Origin of the sequence: Pelagibacterium sp., assembly GCF_965249125.1 — a bacterium.
Taxonomy (GTDB): domain Bacteria; phylum Pseudomonadota; class Alphaproteobacteria; order Rhizobiales; family Devosiaceae; genus Pelagibacterium.
Genome location: NZ_OZ252217.1, coordinates 2,135,059 through 2,150,571 on the forward strand (window position 1 = coordinate 2,135,059; position 15,513 = coordinate 2,150,571).

The 15,513-nt window shown below is 61.8% G+C and carries 15 protein-coding genes; 5 read left to right on the forward strand and 10 right to left on the reverse strand.

The features are described from left to right. Nucleotides 1-100: 100 nt before the first annotated feature. From ACP148_RS10465 to ACP148_RS10480, 4 genes are all read right to left on the reverse strand, one after another. Nucleotides 101-685, reverse strand: coding sequence for a DUF6969 family protein (locus tag ACP148_RS10465; protein WP_421950916.1), 585 nt, complete (start codon nucleotides 683-685; stop codon nucleotides 101-103). After that, nucleotides 682-1,107, reverse strand: a complete 426-nt coding sequence (locus ACP148_RS10470) for a hypothetical protein (RefSeq protein ID WP_421950846.1) — start codon at nucleotides 1,105-1,107, stop codon at nucleotides 682-684. Before ACP148_RS10470 ends, ACP148_RS10465 begins: the two co-directional genes overlap by 4 nt. Continuing rightward, the gene (locus ACP148_RS10475) at nucleotides 1,104-2,318 is read right to left on the reverse strand and encodes a YeeE/YedE family protein (protein ID WP_421950847.1); all 1,215 of its coding nucleotides are present in this window, start codon (nucleotides 2,316-2,318) and stop codon (nucleotides 1,104-1,106) included. The genes ACP148_RS10470 and ACP148_RS10475 overlap by 4 nt, the downstream gene beginning before the upstream one ends. A gap of 193 nt (nucleotides 2,319-2,511) precedes the next feature. Then, a complete protein-coding gene (locus ACP148_RS10480; RefSeq protein WP_421950848.1) occupies nucleotides 2,512-3,414 on the reverse strand; it encodes a sulfurtransferase in 903 nt (300 codons plus the stop codon). 222 nt (nucleotides 3,415-3,636) lie between these two features. On the opposite strand from ACP148_RS10480, the gene ACP148_RS10485 reads away from it, so the two are divergent. Continuing rightward, nucleotides 3,637-4,572 (forward strand): AEC family transporter, encoded by a 936-nt coding sequence (locus tag ACP148_RS10485; protein WP_421950849.1) that lies wholly within the window; start codon nucleotides 3,637-3,639, stop codon nucleotides 4,570-4,572. Nucleotides 4,573-4,670: 98 nt separating this feature from the next. Here ACP148_RS10485 and cfa read toward each other — a convergent pair whose 3' ends face one another. Both cfa and ACP148_RS10495 read right to left on the reverse strand, forming a co-directional pair. Continuing rightward, complete coding sequence (cfa, locus tag ACP148_RS10490; RefSeq protein WP_421950850.1) at nucleotides 4,671-5,786, reverse strand: cyclopropane fatty acyl phospholipid synthase; 1,116 nt, start codon at nucleotides 5,784-5,786, stop codon at nucleotides 4,671-4,673. Nucleotides 5,787-5,871: 85 nt separating this feature from the next. Further along, nucleotides 5,872-6,132 (reverse strand): hypothetical protein, encoded by a 261-nt coding sequence (locus ACP148_RS10495; RefSeq protein WP_421950851.1) that lies wholly within the window; start codon nucleotides 6,130-6,132, stop codon nucleotides 5,872-5,874. Between the two features lie 185 nt (nucleotides 6,133-6,317). On the opposite strand from ACP148_RS10495, the gene ACP148_RS10500 reads away from it, so the two are divergent. From ACP148_RS10500 to ACP148_RS10515, 4 genes are all read left to right on the forward strand, one after another. Then, entirely contained in the window at nucleotides 6,318-6,692 is a 375-nt protein-coding gene (locus tag ACP148_RS10500; protein ID WP_264224954.1) for a YciI family protein, read from the forward strand. Next, nucleotides 6,689-7,948, forward strand: a complete 1,260-nt coding sequence (locus ACP148_RS10505) for an RNA polymerase sigma factor (protein ID WP_421950852.1) — start codon at nucleotides 6,689-6,691, stop codon at nucleotides 7,946-7,948. The genes ACP148_RS10500 and ACP148_RS10505 overlap by 4 nt, the downstream gene beginning before the upstream one ends. A 30-nt stretch (nucleotides 7,949-7,978) precedes the next feature. Next, nucleotides 7,979-8,944: an alpha/beta fold hydrolase gene (locus tag ACP148_RS10510; protein WP_421950853.1), complete on the forward strand. Its 966-nt coding sequence runs from the start codon at nucleotides 7,979-7,981 to the stop codon at nucleotides 8,942-8,944. A gap of 117 nt (nucleotides 8,945-9,061) precedes the next feature. Then, the gene (locus ACP148_RS10515; protein WP_421950854.1) at nucleotides 9,062-9,460 is read left to right on the forward strand and encodes a VOC family protein; all 399 of its coding nucleotides are present in this window, start codon (nucleotides 9,062-9,064) and stop codon (nucleotides 9,458-9,460) included. Nucleotides 9,461-10,788: 1,328 nt separating this feature from the next. Here the strand turns inward: ACP148_RS10515 and ACP148_RS10520 are convergent. The 4 genes from ACP148_RS10520 to ACP148_RS10535 all read right to left on the reverse strand — a co-directional run bounded on the left by ACP148_RS10520 (nucleotide 10,789) and on the right by ACP148_RS10535 (nucleotide 15,513). Then, on the reverse strand, nucleotides 10,789-12,336 hold the full coding sequence (locus tag ACP148_RS10520; protein ID WP_421950855.1) for a GNAT family N-acetyltransferase: 1,548 nt from the start codon (nucleotides 12,334-12,336) through the stop codon (nucleotides 10,789-10,791). 99 nt (nucleotides 12,337-12,435) lie between these two features. After that, nucleotides 12,436-13,458, reverse strand: a complete 1,023-nt coding sequence (locus tag ACP148_RS10525) for a TRAP transporter substrate-binding protein (protein WP_421950856.1) — start codon at nucleotides 13,456-13,458, stop codon at nucleotides 12,436-12,438. A gap of 123 nt (nucleotides 13,459-13,581) precedes the next feature. Beyond that, entirely contained in the window at nucleotides 13,582-14,724 is a 1,143-nt protein-coding gene (locus tag ACP148_RS10530; protein ID WP_421950857.1) for a PQQ-dependent sugar dehydrogenase, read from the reverse strand. A 78-nt stretch (nucleotides 14,725-14,802) separates the two neighbouring features. Next, nucleotides 14,803-15,513 carry a D-lyxose/D-mannose family sugar isomerase gene (locus ACP148_RS10535; protein WP_421950858.1) on the reverse strand — a complete coding sequence of 237 codons (711 nt, stop codon included), beginning with the start codon at nucleotides 15,511-15,513 and terminating at the stop codon, nucleotides 14,803-14,805.

Consider the following 15,513-nt stretch of genomic DNA (forward strand, 5'->3'; position numbering starts at 1 on the left):
GCAATGCGCAAGCGCCTTGCCTCTTGCGCTTCCCCGGCGAAAGCCGGGCTCCATGGAAACTGCTGGCAAGCGCCGGTGCATCGGCCAACCTTGAACGGCCCTAAAACAACAATTCCGAGGTGACTTCGAGGGCTTTGTCGTCCCGCACGGCAATATCGCCCTCGGGGCGGTGCGCGGCGAGGGTTCGGTCGCGTTCGTGGACCAGCGCCTGGATCTCATCGTCATAGGCCGACAGCACCGCTGTCAGCCAGCGATTGACCAGATAGGACGGACGCGGCATGTGGACGTCGAATTTTTCCAGCAGCGCAATTGTGGGTTCGGCATCGAGCCAGTCGTCGCCGACAACCCACTGGTTGACGGTAAACAGCCGCTTGAGCGTGCCGAAGGGATCGACGCCGATGGCGATCAGATGGTGGATTGGGCCGCTGGCGCCTTGCGGGCGCACGAAACAGTGGAAGTGACCGTGCTCGACCGCCCCGTCGGGGTCGTCGGCGGGGTGTGAATGGTAGAACCATTGCGCGCCGGTCTGCGGATCGAAGACATCGTCTTTCGGATAATGGGTCCAGACCGAGATGTCGGATGCATCGCGCAGGGTTTCGGTCAGAACTGTGAGCCCGCCCTTGGCGAGCACGCTCTCGCAGAAGGCGATTTCGTGCAGGGCCTGCTGGCGGGCATCACTCATCAGTTCACCACGAGATCGGGCGCTTCGGTTTCCCCCTCGGGCATCGCGGCTGGAGGCGGAGGCGGTGGAGCGAGTTCAGGTTCCGCCGTCTCGGGCTCCGGCATGGGTGCGGGTGGCGGAGGCGGAGCGGCAAGCTGGCTCGCTGGTTCCTCGGGCATTGGCGCAGGCGGCGGCGGGGCCGAGGCCAACGGCGCTCCCGCTGCGCAGGGGGCGGCAGCCACCGGCGCTCCGGCGGCGCAAGGGGCCGCGGCGACAGGCGCACCGGCCGCGCAGGGCGCAACGGCGGGACTCGCAGTGCCCGCCTCGCTTTGCGCCACGGGATTGGAGGCACGCACGACCGGATTGGAGATATGGTCGGCGGCAATCGCCACGGTGCCGACGGCCAGCGCCGCACCAAACAGGATTGTGTTACGTCCGGTGGTCATTTTTTGGCAAATCCATCAAGTCCGAACAGGGGACGGGCCCAGATGCCGATAAACGAACCGACAAAAGCGCAGATAAACCAGAGCCAGCCATGCAGGCTGCCCGAGGCGATGCCGGAAAACAGCGCACCGATGTTGCAGCCGAACGATAGGCGGGCGCCATAACCCATGAGGATACCGCCCACGGCGGCGGCGATCAGCGAACCGAGCGGCAATTTCGCCTTGGGGGCGAACTTTCCGGCCAGCGCCGCGGCAAGGCCAGCACCCAGAATGATGCCGAAATCCATGACCGAGGTGTTGTCAGTCAGGACCGAGGAATTGAGCGCCTGTGCCTGGGCGGGCCAGGTCCAGAATTCCCAGGTTGCTACGGGAATGCCAGCCGCGTCGGCGATCTTGGCGCCCCACAGCCCGAAGCCATAGGTGATCGACCACGGATGGCCGGCGAGCAACAAGGTCGCAATGTTGAGGATGGCCAGAACCAGCCCCGCCCCGACCAGCGGCCAGGGACCATAAAGCAGCCAGGACCAGCCCGGACGCTTGGGGGCGGGCTCGGGTTCGAGATTGCCATGAGCGCGCTTTTCGATAGCCGCCGTGACGATCGCCACCAGCGAGAGCGCAATGATGGTCAGGCCGATGGCCGCGGGCAGGCCGAACTGAACACGCGCATCGATGACCCCAAGCGAGGGCGCTTCGAGCCAGAACGGCAGATGAGCCGTGCCCAGCACCGCGCCGACGATGAAGAAGCCAAGCGTCACCAGCATGCGCGCCGATCCACCGCCGACCGTAAACAGCGTACCCGATCCGCAGCCGCCGCCCAATTGCATGCCCAGGCCGAACATCGTCGCGCCGACGATGACCGACACACCGACCGGCGCCAATGCCCCGACCAGCGGTTGTCCGCCAAGATTACCGGCGGCCAGGAGCGGCATCATGGCAATCGCGGTAACCCCGATCATCAGCATCTGGGCGCGCATGCCCCGGCCGCGCTTTTCCACCACCATGCGGCGCCACCCGCCGGTGAACCCGAAAGCGCCGTGATAGAGCGCCGCGCCCAGCCCGCCGCCTATGGCGAACAGGGAGGCCTGGCGCAGATCGACAAGATACCAGATGGCAATAAAACCGAGGATCAGCCCCAGCCCAGTCACCAGAGCGGGCCCGCGATCGGAGACCGCGGCGGGTAAATAGGAGGGACGATCGAGAGCGATGTCAGACATTTCGGTCTTTCAAAAACTAAAGGCTCTGGAGCGCGTCCAGATAAAGTGGATACCACTTTATCGGTTCGGACACGCGACAAAACAAAGACTTAGAGCAATTGAAGCGATTCAGAGAAGCGCTGAAATGCTCTGAAATGAAACAGATGCCCCGAACGCCGGGGCATCTGCAAGGGTCGGACTGGAGGTCGACCGATTATTCCACCGGACGAGACGGGTCGGCGGTCCATTCGGCCATCGAACCGTCATACATCGACGCGTTTTCGTTGCCGAGGATTTCGTGCAGACCGAACCAGGCGACCGAAGCCCAATGGCCGGTGTTGCAGAAGACGATGCTGTCTTCGTCCGAAGTCACATTCACCGCTTCGAGCAACGCAGCCACGGTGTCGGGCTGGGCAAAGCGCGCATATTCGGCGCTGTAGAATTCGGAGTGCGGGATATTGACCGATCCGGGGATAGTGCCGAGCGCAGCAACCACGGGGCTCTTGGACTGCCCCTCATATTGCTCCACGGGACGACCGTCGACCAGCGCCGTACCGTTTTCGAGCGCTGCGAGAACGTCGTCGGTGGTGGCAATCAGTTCAGGGCGCACTTCAGCGGTAAATTCGGCCGCCTCGGGCGTTGCGAGTTCCGCGACCCGTTCGCCGCCGGCGGCATCGAACTGACGCCAGCCGCCGTCGAGGATCGAAACCTCGTCATGGCCGAGATATTTGAAGGTCCAATAGACCCGGGTTGCGCCACCGATTTCCGTGGAATCGGTGCCCCAGGGCAGGATCACCACGTGATCGTCATTGTCGATCCCGAGCGAACCGATCAATTCGGCGACCTGTTCAACGGGCGGAATCTGGCCCGGAACCCCTTGAACCTCGGTACGCCATCCGGCCGAACCGTAGGGGGCGACGACCGAGTTGGCGACATAGGGCAGCTCGCCCAGATCGGTGCCTTCGATGTTGTCGCGAATGTCGAGGATGACCACATTGTCGGCCCCGGCGTTCTCGATCAGCCAGTTGGCATCGACGAGCGGCGTGATTTCGGATTGAGCGATGGCCGGTGCGGTCAGCGCTGCGGAAATGGCCAATGCCGTTAAGGTCAGGCGCATGTTTATCTCCCAGTTTCTGAGTTGCCCTATTATCGCTCAATGACGATGAAGGTGCGAGGGCTGGACGATCAAAATTTATGTGAGACGCAAAAAAGCCTGCCAGTAAATCGTGCGCATTGAGCATGGCATTGCCCTGCGCCGAAAACTCCCACCGAACAGGTAGGGCTTGGCCAAATCTCCGGGCGGGACTAGAAGCACATACTCCCTTGTGTCCGGATGTCCATGCTCGCCCTCATTTTTTCCGCTCTGTTGCCCATTGCACTGATCATTACACTGGGCCACCTGCTCAAGCGTTTCGGTTTTCTGGGTGAGGGATTTTGGCCGCAGGCCGAGCGGCTGGCCTATTTCGTGCTCCTGCCCCTCTTGTTTGCGCACGGGCTCTACAAGGCCGACCTGTCTCAAGCGCCCATCGGGCTGATTGCGGTGGGGTTGATCGGGCCGGCGGTGATCGGGACATTGGTGCTGCTGGCGGCCAATCGGGTAACCCGGTTCGACGGACCGGCCCTGACCTCCGTTGTCCAGGGCGGCATACGTTTCAACAACTATGTCGGCGTCACCGCCGCCGTGGGGCTTCTGGGCGTGCCCGGCGCGGCGCTGGCGGCCGTGGTCAACGCCATCTTGGTGCCCACCGTCAATATCGTATGCTCGCTGGTGTTCGCCCGCCATGGCAGCCGCCAGCCCTCCGCCTTGGGCGTGGTCAAATCCATAGCCCTCAACCCGCTAATCCTTGGGTGCGTGGCTGGGGTCGTCCTGCGGTTGACCGGCATCGCTTTGCCAGCCGGCCTCGAAGGCTTCATGCAGGCAATGGGTCAGGCAGCCCTGCCGATAGGCCTCTTGTGCGTCGGTGCCGCGCTGAACTGGGAAGCACTCGGGCGCGGCATACGGCCCGCGCTGGTGGCCACCGCCGCGCGCTTCCTGCTCATTCCCGCGCTGACTGCCGCCATCTGCATTGCTGTCGGGCTCACCGGTCCGGCAGCGCTAGTGGTGCTGCTGATCCAGTGCCTGCCCACGGCCTCGTCGGCCTATGTCATGGCGCGGCAATTGGGCGGGGACGCCCCGCTCATGGCCGGAATCATTGCCTTCCAGACGGTGCTCGGAGTGGTCACCGTGCCAATCACGCTGGTGTTTCTGGCACCTCTTGTCGGCGCCGGGCTTTAGATCAAATCCGCTTTTCTTCGAATCGCAGACTTGATCTAAGTCCTTGTTTTGTCGCGCGTCCGAACCGCAAAACCGTTTCCACTTTTGCTGGACGCGCTCTAGCGCACCGACATATACCCGCCCTGCAGCCCGTCCTTTGAATAAACCACCTGCCACAGATGTACCCAGCGGGCCCGGAAGATGGCGGCGCAGCTCAAGAGATAGTAGCGCCACATGCGATGGAAGCGTTCACCATAGGTCTCGGCAAGTTCTGGCCATGCAGCCTCGAAATTGTCGTGCCACGCCATCAATGTCGGATCGTAGTCGGCGCCGAAATTGTGCCAGTCCTCCATGATGAGCTTGCCTTCCACAGCAGTCGCGACCTGTTTGGGTGATGGCAGCATGCCGTGGGGAAATATGTACTTTTCCAGCCAGGGCTCGCCGGCCCGACGCGTCAGGCTGCCGCCGATGGAGTGCAGCAGGAACAACCCGTCATCGGGCAACAATTCGCTGACCTTGGAGAAATAGGGCCGATAATTCTTGTAGCCCACATGCTCGAACATGCCGACCGAGACGATTCTGTCGAATTGACCGTCGAGTTCGAGATAGTCCATCAGCCTTGTTTCGACCGGCAGGTCGCCCCGGGTGTCGTTGGCATAGGCCATCTGCTCTTTTGAGACGGTGATGCCCAGCCCCGAGACGCCATAGTGCTCGGCGGCGAATTTGAGCAGGCCGCCCCAGCCCGAACCGATATCGAGGATGCGCATACCCTCTTTCAGGCCGATCTTGCGGCAGATCAGATCGAGCTTGGCTTCCTGGGCGGCGTCCAACGTTTCGGCCTCGCGCCAATAGCCGCACGAATAGACCATGCGCGGATCGAGCATGCGCCTGTAGAGATCGTTGCCGATATCGTAGTGCTTTTCGCCCACTTCGCGCACATGCAACCGCTGGGGATTGAGCACCATGCCCTTTATGGTCAGAAGCGCCAGGGCGGGATCGAATTTGACCCGGTGCTGCAATTGCCCCGTCAGGCACCGGTACAAAAACTGATCGACCGCCTCGCTGTCCCACCAGCCGTCCATATAGGCTTCGCCCAGTCCCAGGGTTCCGTGGGTCATCACCCGGCTGAACAGCCGGTCGTCATGAACCTGGATATCCCAGGGTCGCGAGCCGTCGATTTCGATGTCGATTTGGGCAAGAAGATCGGTGATAAACGACTTGAACTTTGCCGACATGGCCGTGCTCAAACAAATATAGTTACGCGCCGCGGCGCGGGGAAAGGCTCTTACCTCACTAAAATTTGTCCGCCTTGTCCAGCCCTTACTGTGCCCAATCTTGCTCCGGGGGAGATGGCACGGAATACCCCTCCTCGTCATCTGCTGTTTCCAGGATGCCGATCAGTTCGGCTACCTTGCCGGTCGGCAGATGATCGCCTTCGTTGACCCGCGCCTCGTCGGCCTCCAGCCAGGCCAGCGCCGTGGTCAGATCGGCCGTCGTGGCTTCGGTTGCCGCGATTTCGGCGGCCAGATGTTCATCGATGGGACCGAGCACACGTTCGATTTCGGCGCGCGTAAGCGTCATCGCAATATCTCCAAAATGACTCGATCAGGGAACAACGCGGCATGACCTTTATGGGTTGCAAGCCGGCTCTGGCTTTCGGCGCCAACCCGAGGCACTGTGCGTTTCCCTATAACCTATGGAAAATTTCATCCGCCCTGTCGGGAACGGCACGCCGGGTACGTCCTCGCCATACAAGGAGTTTGGCCATGCTCTACGCAATCCTTTGCTACAACGACGAAGCCGCCGTGGGCGGATGGTCGAAAGAACACGACGACAAGATCATGGCCGATCTTCTCGCCGTCCAGAAACCGCTGGTCGAAGCGGGCAAGATGGGTCCGGTGGCCCGGCTGATGCCGACCACCGCCGCCACAACCCTGCGCAAAACCGCGGGCGAGCCCATGGTGCTGGACGGGCCCTTCGCCGAAACCAAGGAACAGTTCCTCGGTTTTTATGTCATCGACGCCGAGAGCCTCGAAGAGGTCGTGCAGGTGGTGCGCGACCTGGCCGAGGCCAATCCGGGCATGGGATCTTATGAAATCCGTCCGGTTCGCGACTATTTTCCCGGAGCGCAAGCAAAGTGAACGACAAGGATGCCGACTGGATTGGCCTGACACTGGCAGGCGCCCGCGCGCGGGCGGTTGCCGCGCTGTACAGGTATTTTCGCGACCTCGACATGGCCGAGGAAGCCTTCCAGGAAGCCTGTCTGCGCGCGCTCAAATCCTGGCCGAAAAACGGGCCACCGCGCGATCCGGCCGCATGGCTGATCCTTGTGGGCCGCAATTCGGGAATCGACAGCGTCCGGCGCCGCGCCCGGTTCACAACCCTGCCCGAAGAAGACAAGATTTCCGACACCTCGGACGCGGAAAGCGAGATCGCCGAACGGATCGACGATTCGCACTATCGTGACGACATACTGCGGTTGCTGTTTGTGTGCTGCCATCCGGATCTGCCCGCCACCCAGCAAATCGCTTTGGCCCTGCGGATCGTTTCGGGGCTGACGGTCAAGCAGATCGCCCGCGCCTTTCTTGTCTCGGACGCGGCCATGGAACAGCGCATAACCCGCGCCAAGGCCCGCATTGCCAAGTCCGGCGCCAGCTTTGAAACGCCCGATGCCGCCGACCGTGCCGAGCGGGTCGGGGCCGTGGCCGCCATTGTCTATCTCGTGTTCAACGAGGGTTATACTTCGACCGGAGAACGGGCTGAGACCCGCAACACGTTTGCCCAGGAAGCGATCCGGCTCGCCCGCCTGCTGCTCGGGCTGTTCCCGACCGAGCCCGAGCTCATGGGCCTTCTGGCGCTGCTCCTGATCCAGCAGTCACGCGACGCCGCCCGGTTCGACAAGGATGGCAACATCGTCCTGCTCGACGATCAGGACCGTACGCTCTGGGACCGGCGCATGATCGAGGAGGGGCTGGCCCTGATCGACAAAGCGATGCGGCACCGCCGTCCTGGAGTATTTCAGGTTCAGGCAGCCATCGCGGCGCTGCATGCCCATGCCGAAACGCCAGCCGGTACCGACTGGACCGAGATCGAATTGCTCTATCGGGTGCTCGAGAGCCTGCAGCCCTCCCCTGTCGTCACGCTCAACCGCGCCGTGGCGGTTTCCAAGCTCGAAGGACCACAGGCGGCGCTCGACCTGATCGAGCCTTTGTCCGACGCGCTGGGAGGCTATTTCTATTTCCACGGATTGCGTGGCGGCCTTTTGAAAGACCTTGGCCGCATCGAGGAAGCGCGCATCGCTTTCGACATCGCCATTGCCCACGCCAACACCACGGCAGAGGCCGTCCATATCCGTGCCCACCTCGACAAGCTGGGCGGCTCGCCCTCGGGCGCATAATTTTTTTTCGCCTTTTTGTCGGGAACCAAAATGACCATCCGTCCTATGGGCATCATACCCAAGGAGGACACCATGTTCATCAAAACCACATGCGCGGCGATCGCCCTGGCGGCGGTCATTTCCATCCCTGTCGGCGCCCAGGAGGCCACCATGGCAGAGACATTCGATCCCATTCAGCTCAGCACCGACGTTCCGGTTCCCTCCGAGCAGGGTACGGTCAACATCGATGGGCTGGAAATGTACTATCAGGTCCATGGCGAGGGCGAACCGCTTGTGCTCATCCATGGCGGGCTGATGACAATCGAGGCGTGGGGGCCCATCCTTCCCGCGCTTGCCGAGAACCGCAAGGTCTATGCAATCGAACTCGAGGGCCATGGTCGCACCGTCGATCTCGATCGCCCCCTGTCGATGCAGCAATTCGCCCAGGACGTTTCGGGGTTCATCGAGCAGATGGATCTGGGACCAGTCGATATCGTGGGCTTTTCCATGGGCGGGGGTACGGCAATGGGCGTGGGCGTCCTGCACCCTGAACTGGTCAGGAGCCTCGTCATTATTTCGGCATCCCACCAGGCGGATTCGATATGGGATTCGGTGCGCGCCGGGTGGCCATACATGACCGCCGAGATGATGGAAGGCACACCGATGCTGGCCGCCTATCAAGCCGTTGCGCCCCAGCCCGAGCGGTTCGCCGGATTTATCGACAAAATGCGTGAATCGATGACTTCGGGAGAGCTGGGCTGGACCGACGAGCAGATCGCCTCGATCTCCGTGCCCGTTCTTATGATTATCGGGGACACCGATCTCATCCAGTTCGACAAGGCTCTCGAGATGTTCCGCCTGCTCGGCGGCCAGTCCTCGACCGGCCCGATGGGACCCGAGCTCAATACAGCACGCCAGTTCGCCGTGATCCCGGGCGCGACCCATTACGACATCGTGTTCAAGACCGACCTGCTGCTGCCGCTGATCGATCGCTTCATTGCGGCGCAGGCCAATTGATAAAGAGATTCAATTGGCTGACGACCGGATTCAGATGTATCGTCCTCTGAATCCGGTCATTTGCGTTAGGTGCTGAAAACAAACGCTTTTCTCATTCCCGGACAGAGGACGTTCCACATGAAGATCACCCCGTATCTCAACTTTGCCGGCGATTGCCGCGAGGCGATGAGCTTTTACCAGTCGGTCCTCGGCGGCGAGCTGGAAATGACCGCCCACAAGGATACCCCATCGGCCGAGCACGTTCCGGCCGAGATGCAGAACCAGATCATGCACGCGGCCCTCAACTGGCCAGACGGCACGCTTTTCGCTTCGGATGCCCCCATGGCACAGGCCAATTCCTTTTCGGGCGTTTATCTGTCGGTTCACCCCGAAACAGTCGAGGATGCCGAGCGCATGTTCGCTGCCCTCAAACAGGGTGGCGAAGTGGAAATGGAACTCGAGGAAACCTTCTGGGCCAAACGTTTCGGCATGCTCTACGACCGCTGGGGCGTCAAATGGATGTTCAACGTCGATTAGGGTCGGCCTGACGGCGTTCGGGGTACCCTCTCGGCTCCATCACCACCACCAACCCTACCCCATCGTCATCCTCGGGCTCGACCCGGGGATCTGCAGGGCGTCCGCAAGCGCAGCAGAAGTGGTGCTCCTTGGCGCGTCATCGGTCCCCAACCCCTTCACCGGCTGCCCGATACAGCAGATCCCCGGGTCAAGCCCGAGGATGACGCGGGGTGCGTGAGAGCGCTACAGAACGCGTCCCTCCCCCTCGCTTCCCCGGTCCCGGCTTTCGCCAGGATAAACTCCAGCCGGGGTCCATGTGCCTCTCCATCCGCACCAGAGCATCGGCAAGGCTCCTTGGTCCCGGATCGGGTCCGGGACAGCGATGGATGTTGAGCTCCGCTCTCGGCTCCATAACCACCACTCACCCCCCCTTCGTCATCCTCGGGCTCGACCCGGGGATCCGCTGCATTGGGCAGTCGGTGAAGGGGTTGGGGAGCGCCCAAGCGCGAAGGATCACCACTTCTGCTGCGCTTGCGGACGCTCTGCGGATCCCCGGGTCAAGCCCGAGGATGACGCGGGGAAGAGTGATGTACTGGAGAACATGCTTGCTTCCTCCACTCGCTTCCCGGGCGAAAGCCGAGGTCCATGTGCCTTTCCGCATGCTCCAGAGCGTGGGCAAATCTGCTGGGTCCCGGATCATGTCCGGGACAGCGATGGGTGTTAGATTACACTCTCGGTTCCATCACCGCCATTTACCCCACCCCCTTCGCGCCATCCTCGGGCTCGACCCGGGGATCCGCTGCATGGGGAAGCCGGTGAAGGGGTTGGGGAGCGCCCAAGCGCGAAGGATCACCACTTCTGCTGCGCTTGCGGACGCTCTGCGGATCCCCGGGTCAAGCCCGAGGATGACGCGGGGAAGAGTGATGTGCTGGAGAACATGCTTGCTTCCTCCACTCGCTTCCCGGGCGAACGCCGGGGCCCATATGCGCTTCCTCCGGCCCCAGAGCGTCGATAAGGCTGCTGGGTCCCGGATCATGTCCGGGACAGCGATGGGTGTTAGGTTACCCTCTCGGTTCCATCACCACCACTTGCCCCACCCCCTTCGCGTCATCCTCGGGCTCGACCCGGGGATCTGCTGCATCGGGCAGCCGATGAAGGGGTTGGAGACCCCCGCCAGCGCTCAAGGCCCCCTCACCGGCCTGCCGGCCACCCTCTCCCCCGAGGGGCGAGGGTTCATATTGCCGATAGCCTGGAGATGGATCGCGGCGCCGGGGAAGCCGCGGCGGGACTCCCTCGCCCCTTTGGGGGAGAAGGTTGGGGTGAGGGGGCTTCCCGACATAAGCGCAAGCTTATCCACCATCCTTCCAGCGAATGCGGTAGAGATCGAAACGCCGGTCGCGCAGGTTCCGGACTGCGCCTTGCGCGCGGGCCCATTGCAGGGTCGAAACATTGAGGTCGGCCACGACCACCATCTCGACATTCTCGCTCGCTTCGGCGGCAATGCCGTCGCGCGCGAAGGGCATGTCCGAAGGGGTGAAAATTGAGGAGTGCGCATAGTTGATGTCGAGATTGTCGACATTGGCGAGGTTGCCGGTGATCCCCGAGGTTACGACATAGCACTGGTTCTCGATGGTGCGGGCCTGGCAGCAATATTTCACCCGCAGATGGCCCTGCCGCGTGTCGGTGCAATAGGGCACGAACATGATGCGGGCGCCCTGATCGGCCAGACGCCGGGCCACTTCGGGAAACTCGCTGTCGTAACAGATCATTACCCCGATCGGCCCGCAATCGGTGTCGATCACGTCCACGGAATCGCCACCAACGATCCCCCAGTAATCGCGCTCGTCGGGCGTTGGGTGCATTTTTTCCTGCGCATGGACGGTGCCGTCGCGCAAGAAGACGTAGCAGACGTTCTGGATGTCCTCATCCTCGGTGATCGTGGGGTGAGTCCCGCCAATGATGTTGATGTTGTATTTGAGCGCCATCTGCTGCATGCGCTCGATGAATTGCGGCGTGTATTCGGTCAGCCGCAGGATCGCCTCATGGGGCGGTTGTTCGGGCTCGCTCGACAGCAGCATCAGGGTGAACAGTTCGGGAAACACCACGAAGTCCGACCCGTAGTCGGCTGCCACGTCGGCGAAATACTCCATATGCGTGAAAAACGCGTCCGCGTCGGCAAATCGCCGCGCTTCGAGTTGCACGGTGGTCACACGCACTGTCTCCCGGCTGCGCTTGTGCGCCGGACGGGCCTCGTCCTCCTCGTCATAGCGCGGATTTCGCCACACCATCAGCGCCGCGTGCCCCCCCGAGGCCTTGTCGTCGGGATGATAGTTGCGCAACAGCAATTCGGGCTCAAAGCCCAGCTTCATCTGAAAGCTGGCCACGGGATCGCGCACTTCGCGATCCACCACAGCCTGGAAATACTGGCTGGCGCGCGGATAATCCTTCTTGTTGCGGCGATAGCCCGGCAGCCGCCCACCGAAAGCGATACCCTTGAGCCAAAGCTCCTCACACAGGCGCTGGCGGGCTTCATACAGCCGCCGCCCGATCCGGTTGCGCTGACGGCCCGGATCGACGCAGACTTCGACACCATAGAGCCATTCGCCCTTGGCGTTGTGCAGCGAGCCATAGCCGGCGCCGGTGATGTTTTCCCAGGTGTGCTGCTTGAAAATCTGCTTCTCGGCCAATTGCAGCGTCGCTGCATAGCCCACGATCTGGCCGTCATAGACAGCAACGAACTGGCCTTCGGGAAAGGCGTTGATCTGCCCGCGGATCGTGCCGGGCAGATAGGGGCCTTCCTCAGGATAGACCCGCTGAGTGAGCTTGATGATGGCGGGGATGTCGCGAATCTTGGCAGTCCGCACCTCAAGGAGCGGCTTGTCGGAAAGTTTGGGCACGGGGTGGAAACCTCGTTATCGATCAAATCAAAATGGATTGTGCCGGCGGTGCGCCGTCAGCCTATAGCACGACAACGCGCCACCGCCACATTTGCTCCCTCAGCGCGTCTCTTCGGCCACCAACTCAAGCGCCCGCCCATAAAGCGCCTCGCCGTCGATACCGCCTGCAGCGGCCTCGGCAAACCAGTTTTCGATAGTCACCTGCGCCGCCTCGCGCCAGCGTGCAGTCTCGTCGGCGTCGAGGGTGACTATGGCATTGCCGTTGGCCAATGCTTCGTTGCGGGCCACGACATCGTCGGCATCGTTTGCCGCTCCGAAACGCCCGGCCCATTCGATGCCCGAATTGGCGTCGATTACCGCTTTGAGATCGTCGGGAAGGCTTTCATAGGCGTCCCGGTTCATCACAAACGCAAAGGTCTGGGTGTAGAGCCCGTGATCGCCGGAAAACTCAGTATGGTTGGAAACGATCTCGCTGGTGCGAAGTGCCATGGTCACCTGCCAGGGAATGGTCGCCGCATCGATCACCCCGCGAGACAGGCTTTCGGGCACCTGCGGCACCGGCATGCCGATGGCCTCGGCGCCCAGATCGGTCAGCATTGCCGAAATGACCCGCGAACCGCCTCGCACCTTGAGGCCCGCAAGGTCCTCCAGGGATTCGATGGGGCTGGCAGAATGAAACACGCCCGGCCCATGGGTATGAACGGCGATCAGCTTGACGCCGGCAAATTCATCCATGGCGTTTTCCTCGACAAAGCGCTGGAAGGCGCGCGAGGTGTCCTCGGCATTGGTGACGAGGAACGGCATTTCGAACACTTCGGATTTGGGAAAACGCCCTGGCGTGTAGCCCAGCACCGTCCAGATCAGATCGACAACGCCATCCTGGGCCTGATCGAACAGATTGGCGGGCGCGCCGCCAAGGATCATCGAGGGATAATATTCGATCTTTATCCTGCCTTCCGATTGCTCCTCTATGGTCTCGGCCCAGGGGATCAGGCCCTCGCGGGGAACACTGTCGGTCATGGGTAAGAATTGGTGCAGCCGGAAGGTGAACTCCTGGGCCGACACGGACGAAATGGACGCAGCGCCAAAGAGCGCTGCGACGAGCAGGGTTCTGGTGAACATGATTGATCCCCAAATGCGCGGGACCAGCAAGGGTGCCTCTCACCCTGTGCGAGTTCGATCCCGCTCCGGGCGCTTGGCAAAGCCCGGGCACCGGTTCCCCCGATGCCCGGCCTGATTAACCTATCATTGGGCGGGGCTCAATCGCAGAATCTGCCCCGGATCGGCATCGGTTGTCAGATAGAGCGCGCCATCGGGACCTTGCGTCACGTCTCGAATACGATGGGGGAAATCGTCTCCGAACAAAAACTCATCGCCCAACACCTCTTCACCCTCAAGATCGATGCGGATCAGGTCCGTGCCGGCCAGCGCACCCATGAAGGCGTCACCCTGCCAGTCCGGGAACAGATCGCCCGTATAGAACGCAAGTCCGGATGGTGCGGGGGACGGCACCCATGTCCGTTCGGCCTCCACCAGCTGGTCGGGCAGGACTTCAGGCGGGTTGATCGGATCGCCGGAATATTCGGTGCCCTCGGTCAGCAGGGGCCAGCCAAAATTGCCGCCCTCTACGATCCTGTTGAGCTCGTCGCCGCCGCGCGGCCCATGTTCGGCCACCCAAAGCTCGCCGGTATCGGGATGAAGCGCCGCGCCTTGCACGTTGCGATGGCCATAGCTCCAGATTTCCGGCAGCGCGCCGTCAGTGCCGACGAACGGGTTATCCTCGGGCACCGTACCATCGGGCATGATGCGGATCACTTTTCCGAGGTGGGAATCGAGATCTTGCGCCTGTACGCGGAATTCCGCATTGGACCGCTCGCCGGTGGTGATGAACAGATAGCCGTCATTGTCGAAGGTCAAGCGCGAGCCAAAATGCAAATTCGAAGGCAGTTTGGGTTGCTGGGAAAAGATGACCTCGACGTCGGACAATTCAGACATGTCTTCGCTCAACACCCCGCGCGCAACGGCGGTGGAGTTTGTCCCCTCTTGCTCGCCCGGCTCGGCGTAGCTCACATAGACGTAGCGATTGGCCGCAAATTCGGGATCGAGCGCCACATCGAGCAGACCTCCCTGCCCCTGGAAGACCACCTCGGGTATTCCGGCAATGGGCTCGGAAATCGTTCCGTCCGTCGAAACGTGGCGCAGATTCCCCGGACGCTCTGTCACCAGCATGCTGTCATCGGGCAGAAAGACCATGCCCCAGGGGGATTGCAGCCCCTCTACGATGGGATCTAGGGTCACCGAACCCGCGTCGGTTTCAAAGGTCTGTGCGATAGCGGGCACGGTAAGCGCTGTGGCGCAGGCAAGAGCCGCAAGAGCTTGGCGGAACATCGTCTTCTCCTTTTGATTGGCGCGAAGAGCCAATCACCGGAAAAAGGCGAGGTTCCGAACGTCTCGATCAAGAATGTGTCAGTACCCCGAGCCGCCGGAAAACCCGAACCATTTGGGGTAGTCCGATACCAGCAGATGAATGGGATCAACGTCCTCTTCGATCTCGGAAAACCGCCCGATGGGATCGAGGAACGTGTTATCGGTGCGGTCGTCGTTGACCGTGGAAACCTCACCGATCAGCACGTCTCCGCCCTCACCCCAGAACTTGTGCCAATTGCCCGGCAGGAGGGTGACACTCTCGCCGGGAGACAGTTCGAGGATGCCGCCGGCTGGCAGAACGCGGCGGAGACCGTCGGTATACACCTCGACCTCGCCGGAGGTATCGATCCCCTCCCCGGTTCCGTCATCATTGTAGAGCTGGAGCGCCAGCATGGCGCCGCCGCGATTGATGATATCCTCGGCCTTGATGGTGTGACGGTGCATGGGTGAGATCTGGTCGTGACGCGAGATCATGATCTTTTCCGCATACAGCATGCCCCGTCCCTTGCCGAGATCGGCCGCATCGCCATTGCGCACGGTGAACAGGAACAGTCCCAGCCCGTCGAAATCGCCCTGCCCGTAGTCGGTTACGTCCCAGCCCAACCCGGACCGCACGATAGTGTCGATCTTATCCTGCTTGTCCTTCATTTCGGACGGCGTCCAATAGGCGAAGGGGGGCAGGATGTAGCCGAACGAACGGATGAATTCATCCGCTTCGGAAATGATTTCATTGACGCGGGAACGCTTCAT

What these genes read in the sequence shown, in the direction of transcription:
- ACP148_RS10470 (WP_421950846.1), bottom strand. Translation starts at nt 1,107, where the DNA reads ATGACCACCGGACGTAACACAATCCTGTTTGGTGCGGCGCTGGCCGTC.
- ACP148_RS10475 (WP_421950847.1), bottom strand. Translation starts at nt 2,318, where the DNA reads ATGTCTGACATCGCTCTCGATCGTCCCTCCTATTTACCCGCCGCGGTC.
- ACP148_RS10480 (WP_421950848.1), bottom strand. Translation starts at nt 3,414, where the DNA reads ATGCGCCTGACCTTAACGGCATTGGCCATTTCCGCAGCGCTGACCGCA.
- ACP148_RS10485 (WP_421950849.1), top strand. Translation starts at nt 3,637, where the DNA reads ATGCTCGCCCTCATTTTTTCCGCTCTGTTGCCCATTGCACTGATCATT.
- cfa (WP_421950850.1), bottom strand. Translation starts at nt 5,786, where the DNA reads ATGTCGGCAAAGTTCAAGTCGTTTATCACCGATCTTCTTGCCCAAATC.
- ACP148_RS10495 (WP_421950851.1), bottom strand. Translation starts at nt 6,132, where the DNA reads ATGACGCTTACGCGCGCCGAAATCGAACGTGTGCTCGGTCCCATCGAT.
- ACP148_RS10500 (WP_264224954.1), top strand. Translation starts at nt 6,318, where the DNA reads ATGCTCTACGCAATCCTTTGCTACAACGACGAAGCCGCCGTGGGCGGA.
- ACP148_RS10510 (WP_421950853.1), top strand. Translation starts at nt 7,979, where the DNA reads ATGACCATCCGTCCTATGGGCATCATACCCAAGGAGGACACCATGTTC.
- ACP148_RS10515 (WP_421950854.1), top strand. Translation starts at nt 9,062, where the DNA reads ATGAAGATCACCCCGTATCTCAACTTTGCCGGCGATTGCCGCGAGGCG.
- ACP148_RS10525 (WP_421950856.1), bottom strand. Translation starts at nt 13,458, where the DNA reads ATGTTCACCAGAACCCTGCTCGTCGCAGCGCTCTTTGGCGCTGCGTCC.
- ACP148_RS10530 (WP_421950857.1), bottom strand. Translation starts at nt 14,724, where the DNA reads ATGTTCCGCCAAGCTCTTGCGGCTCTTGCCTGCGCCACAGCGCTTACC.
- ACP148_RS10535 (WP_421950858.1), bottom strand. Translation starts at nt 15,513, where the DNA reads ATGAAGCGTTCCCGCGTCAATGAAATCATTTCCGAAGCGGATGAATTC.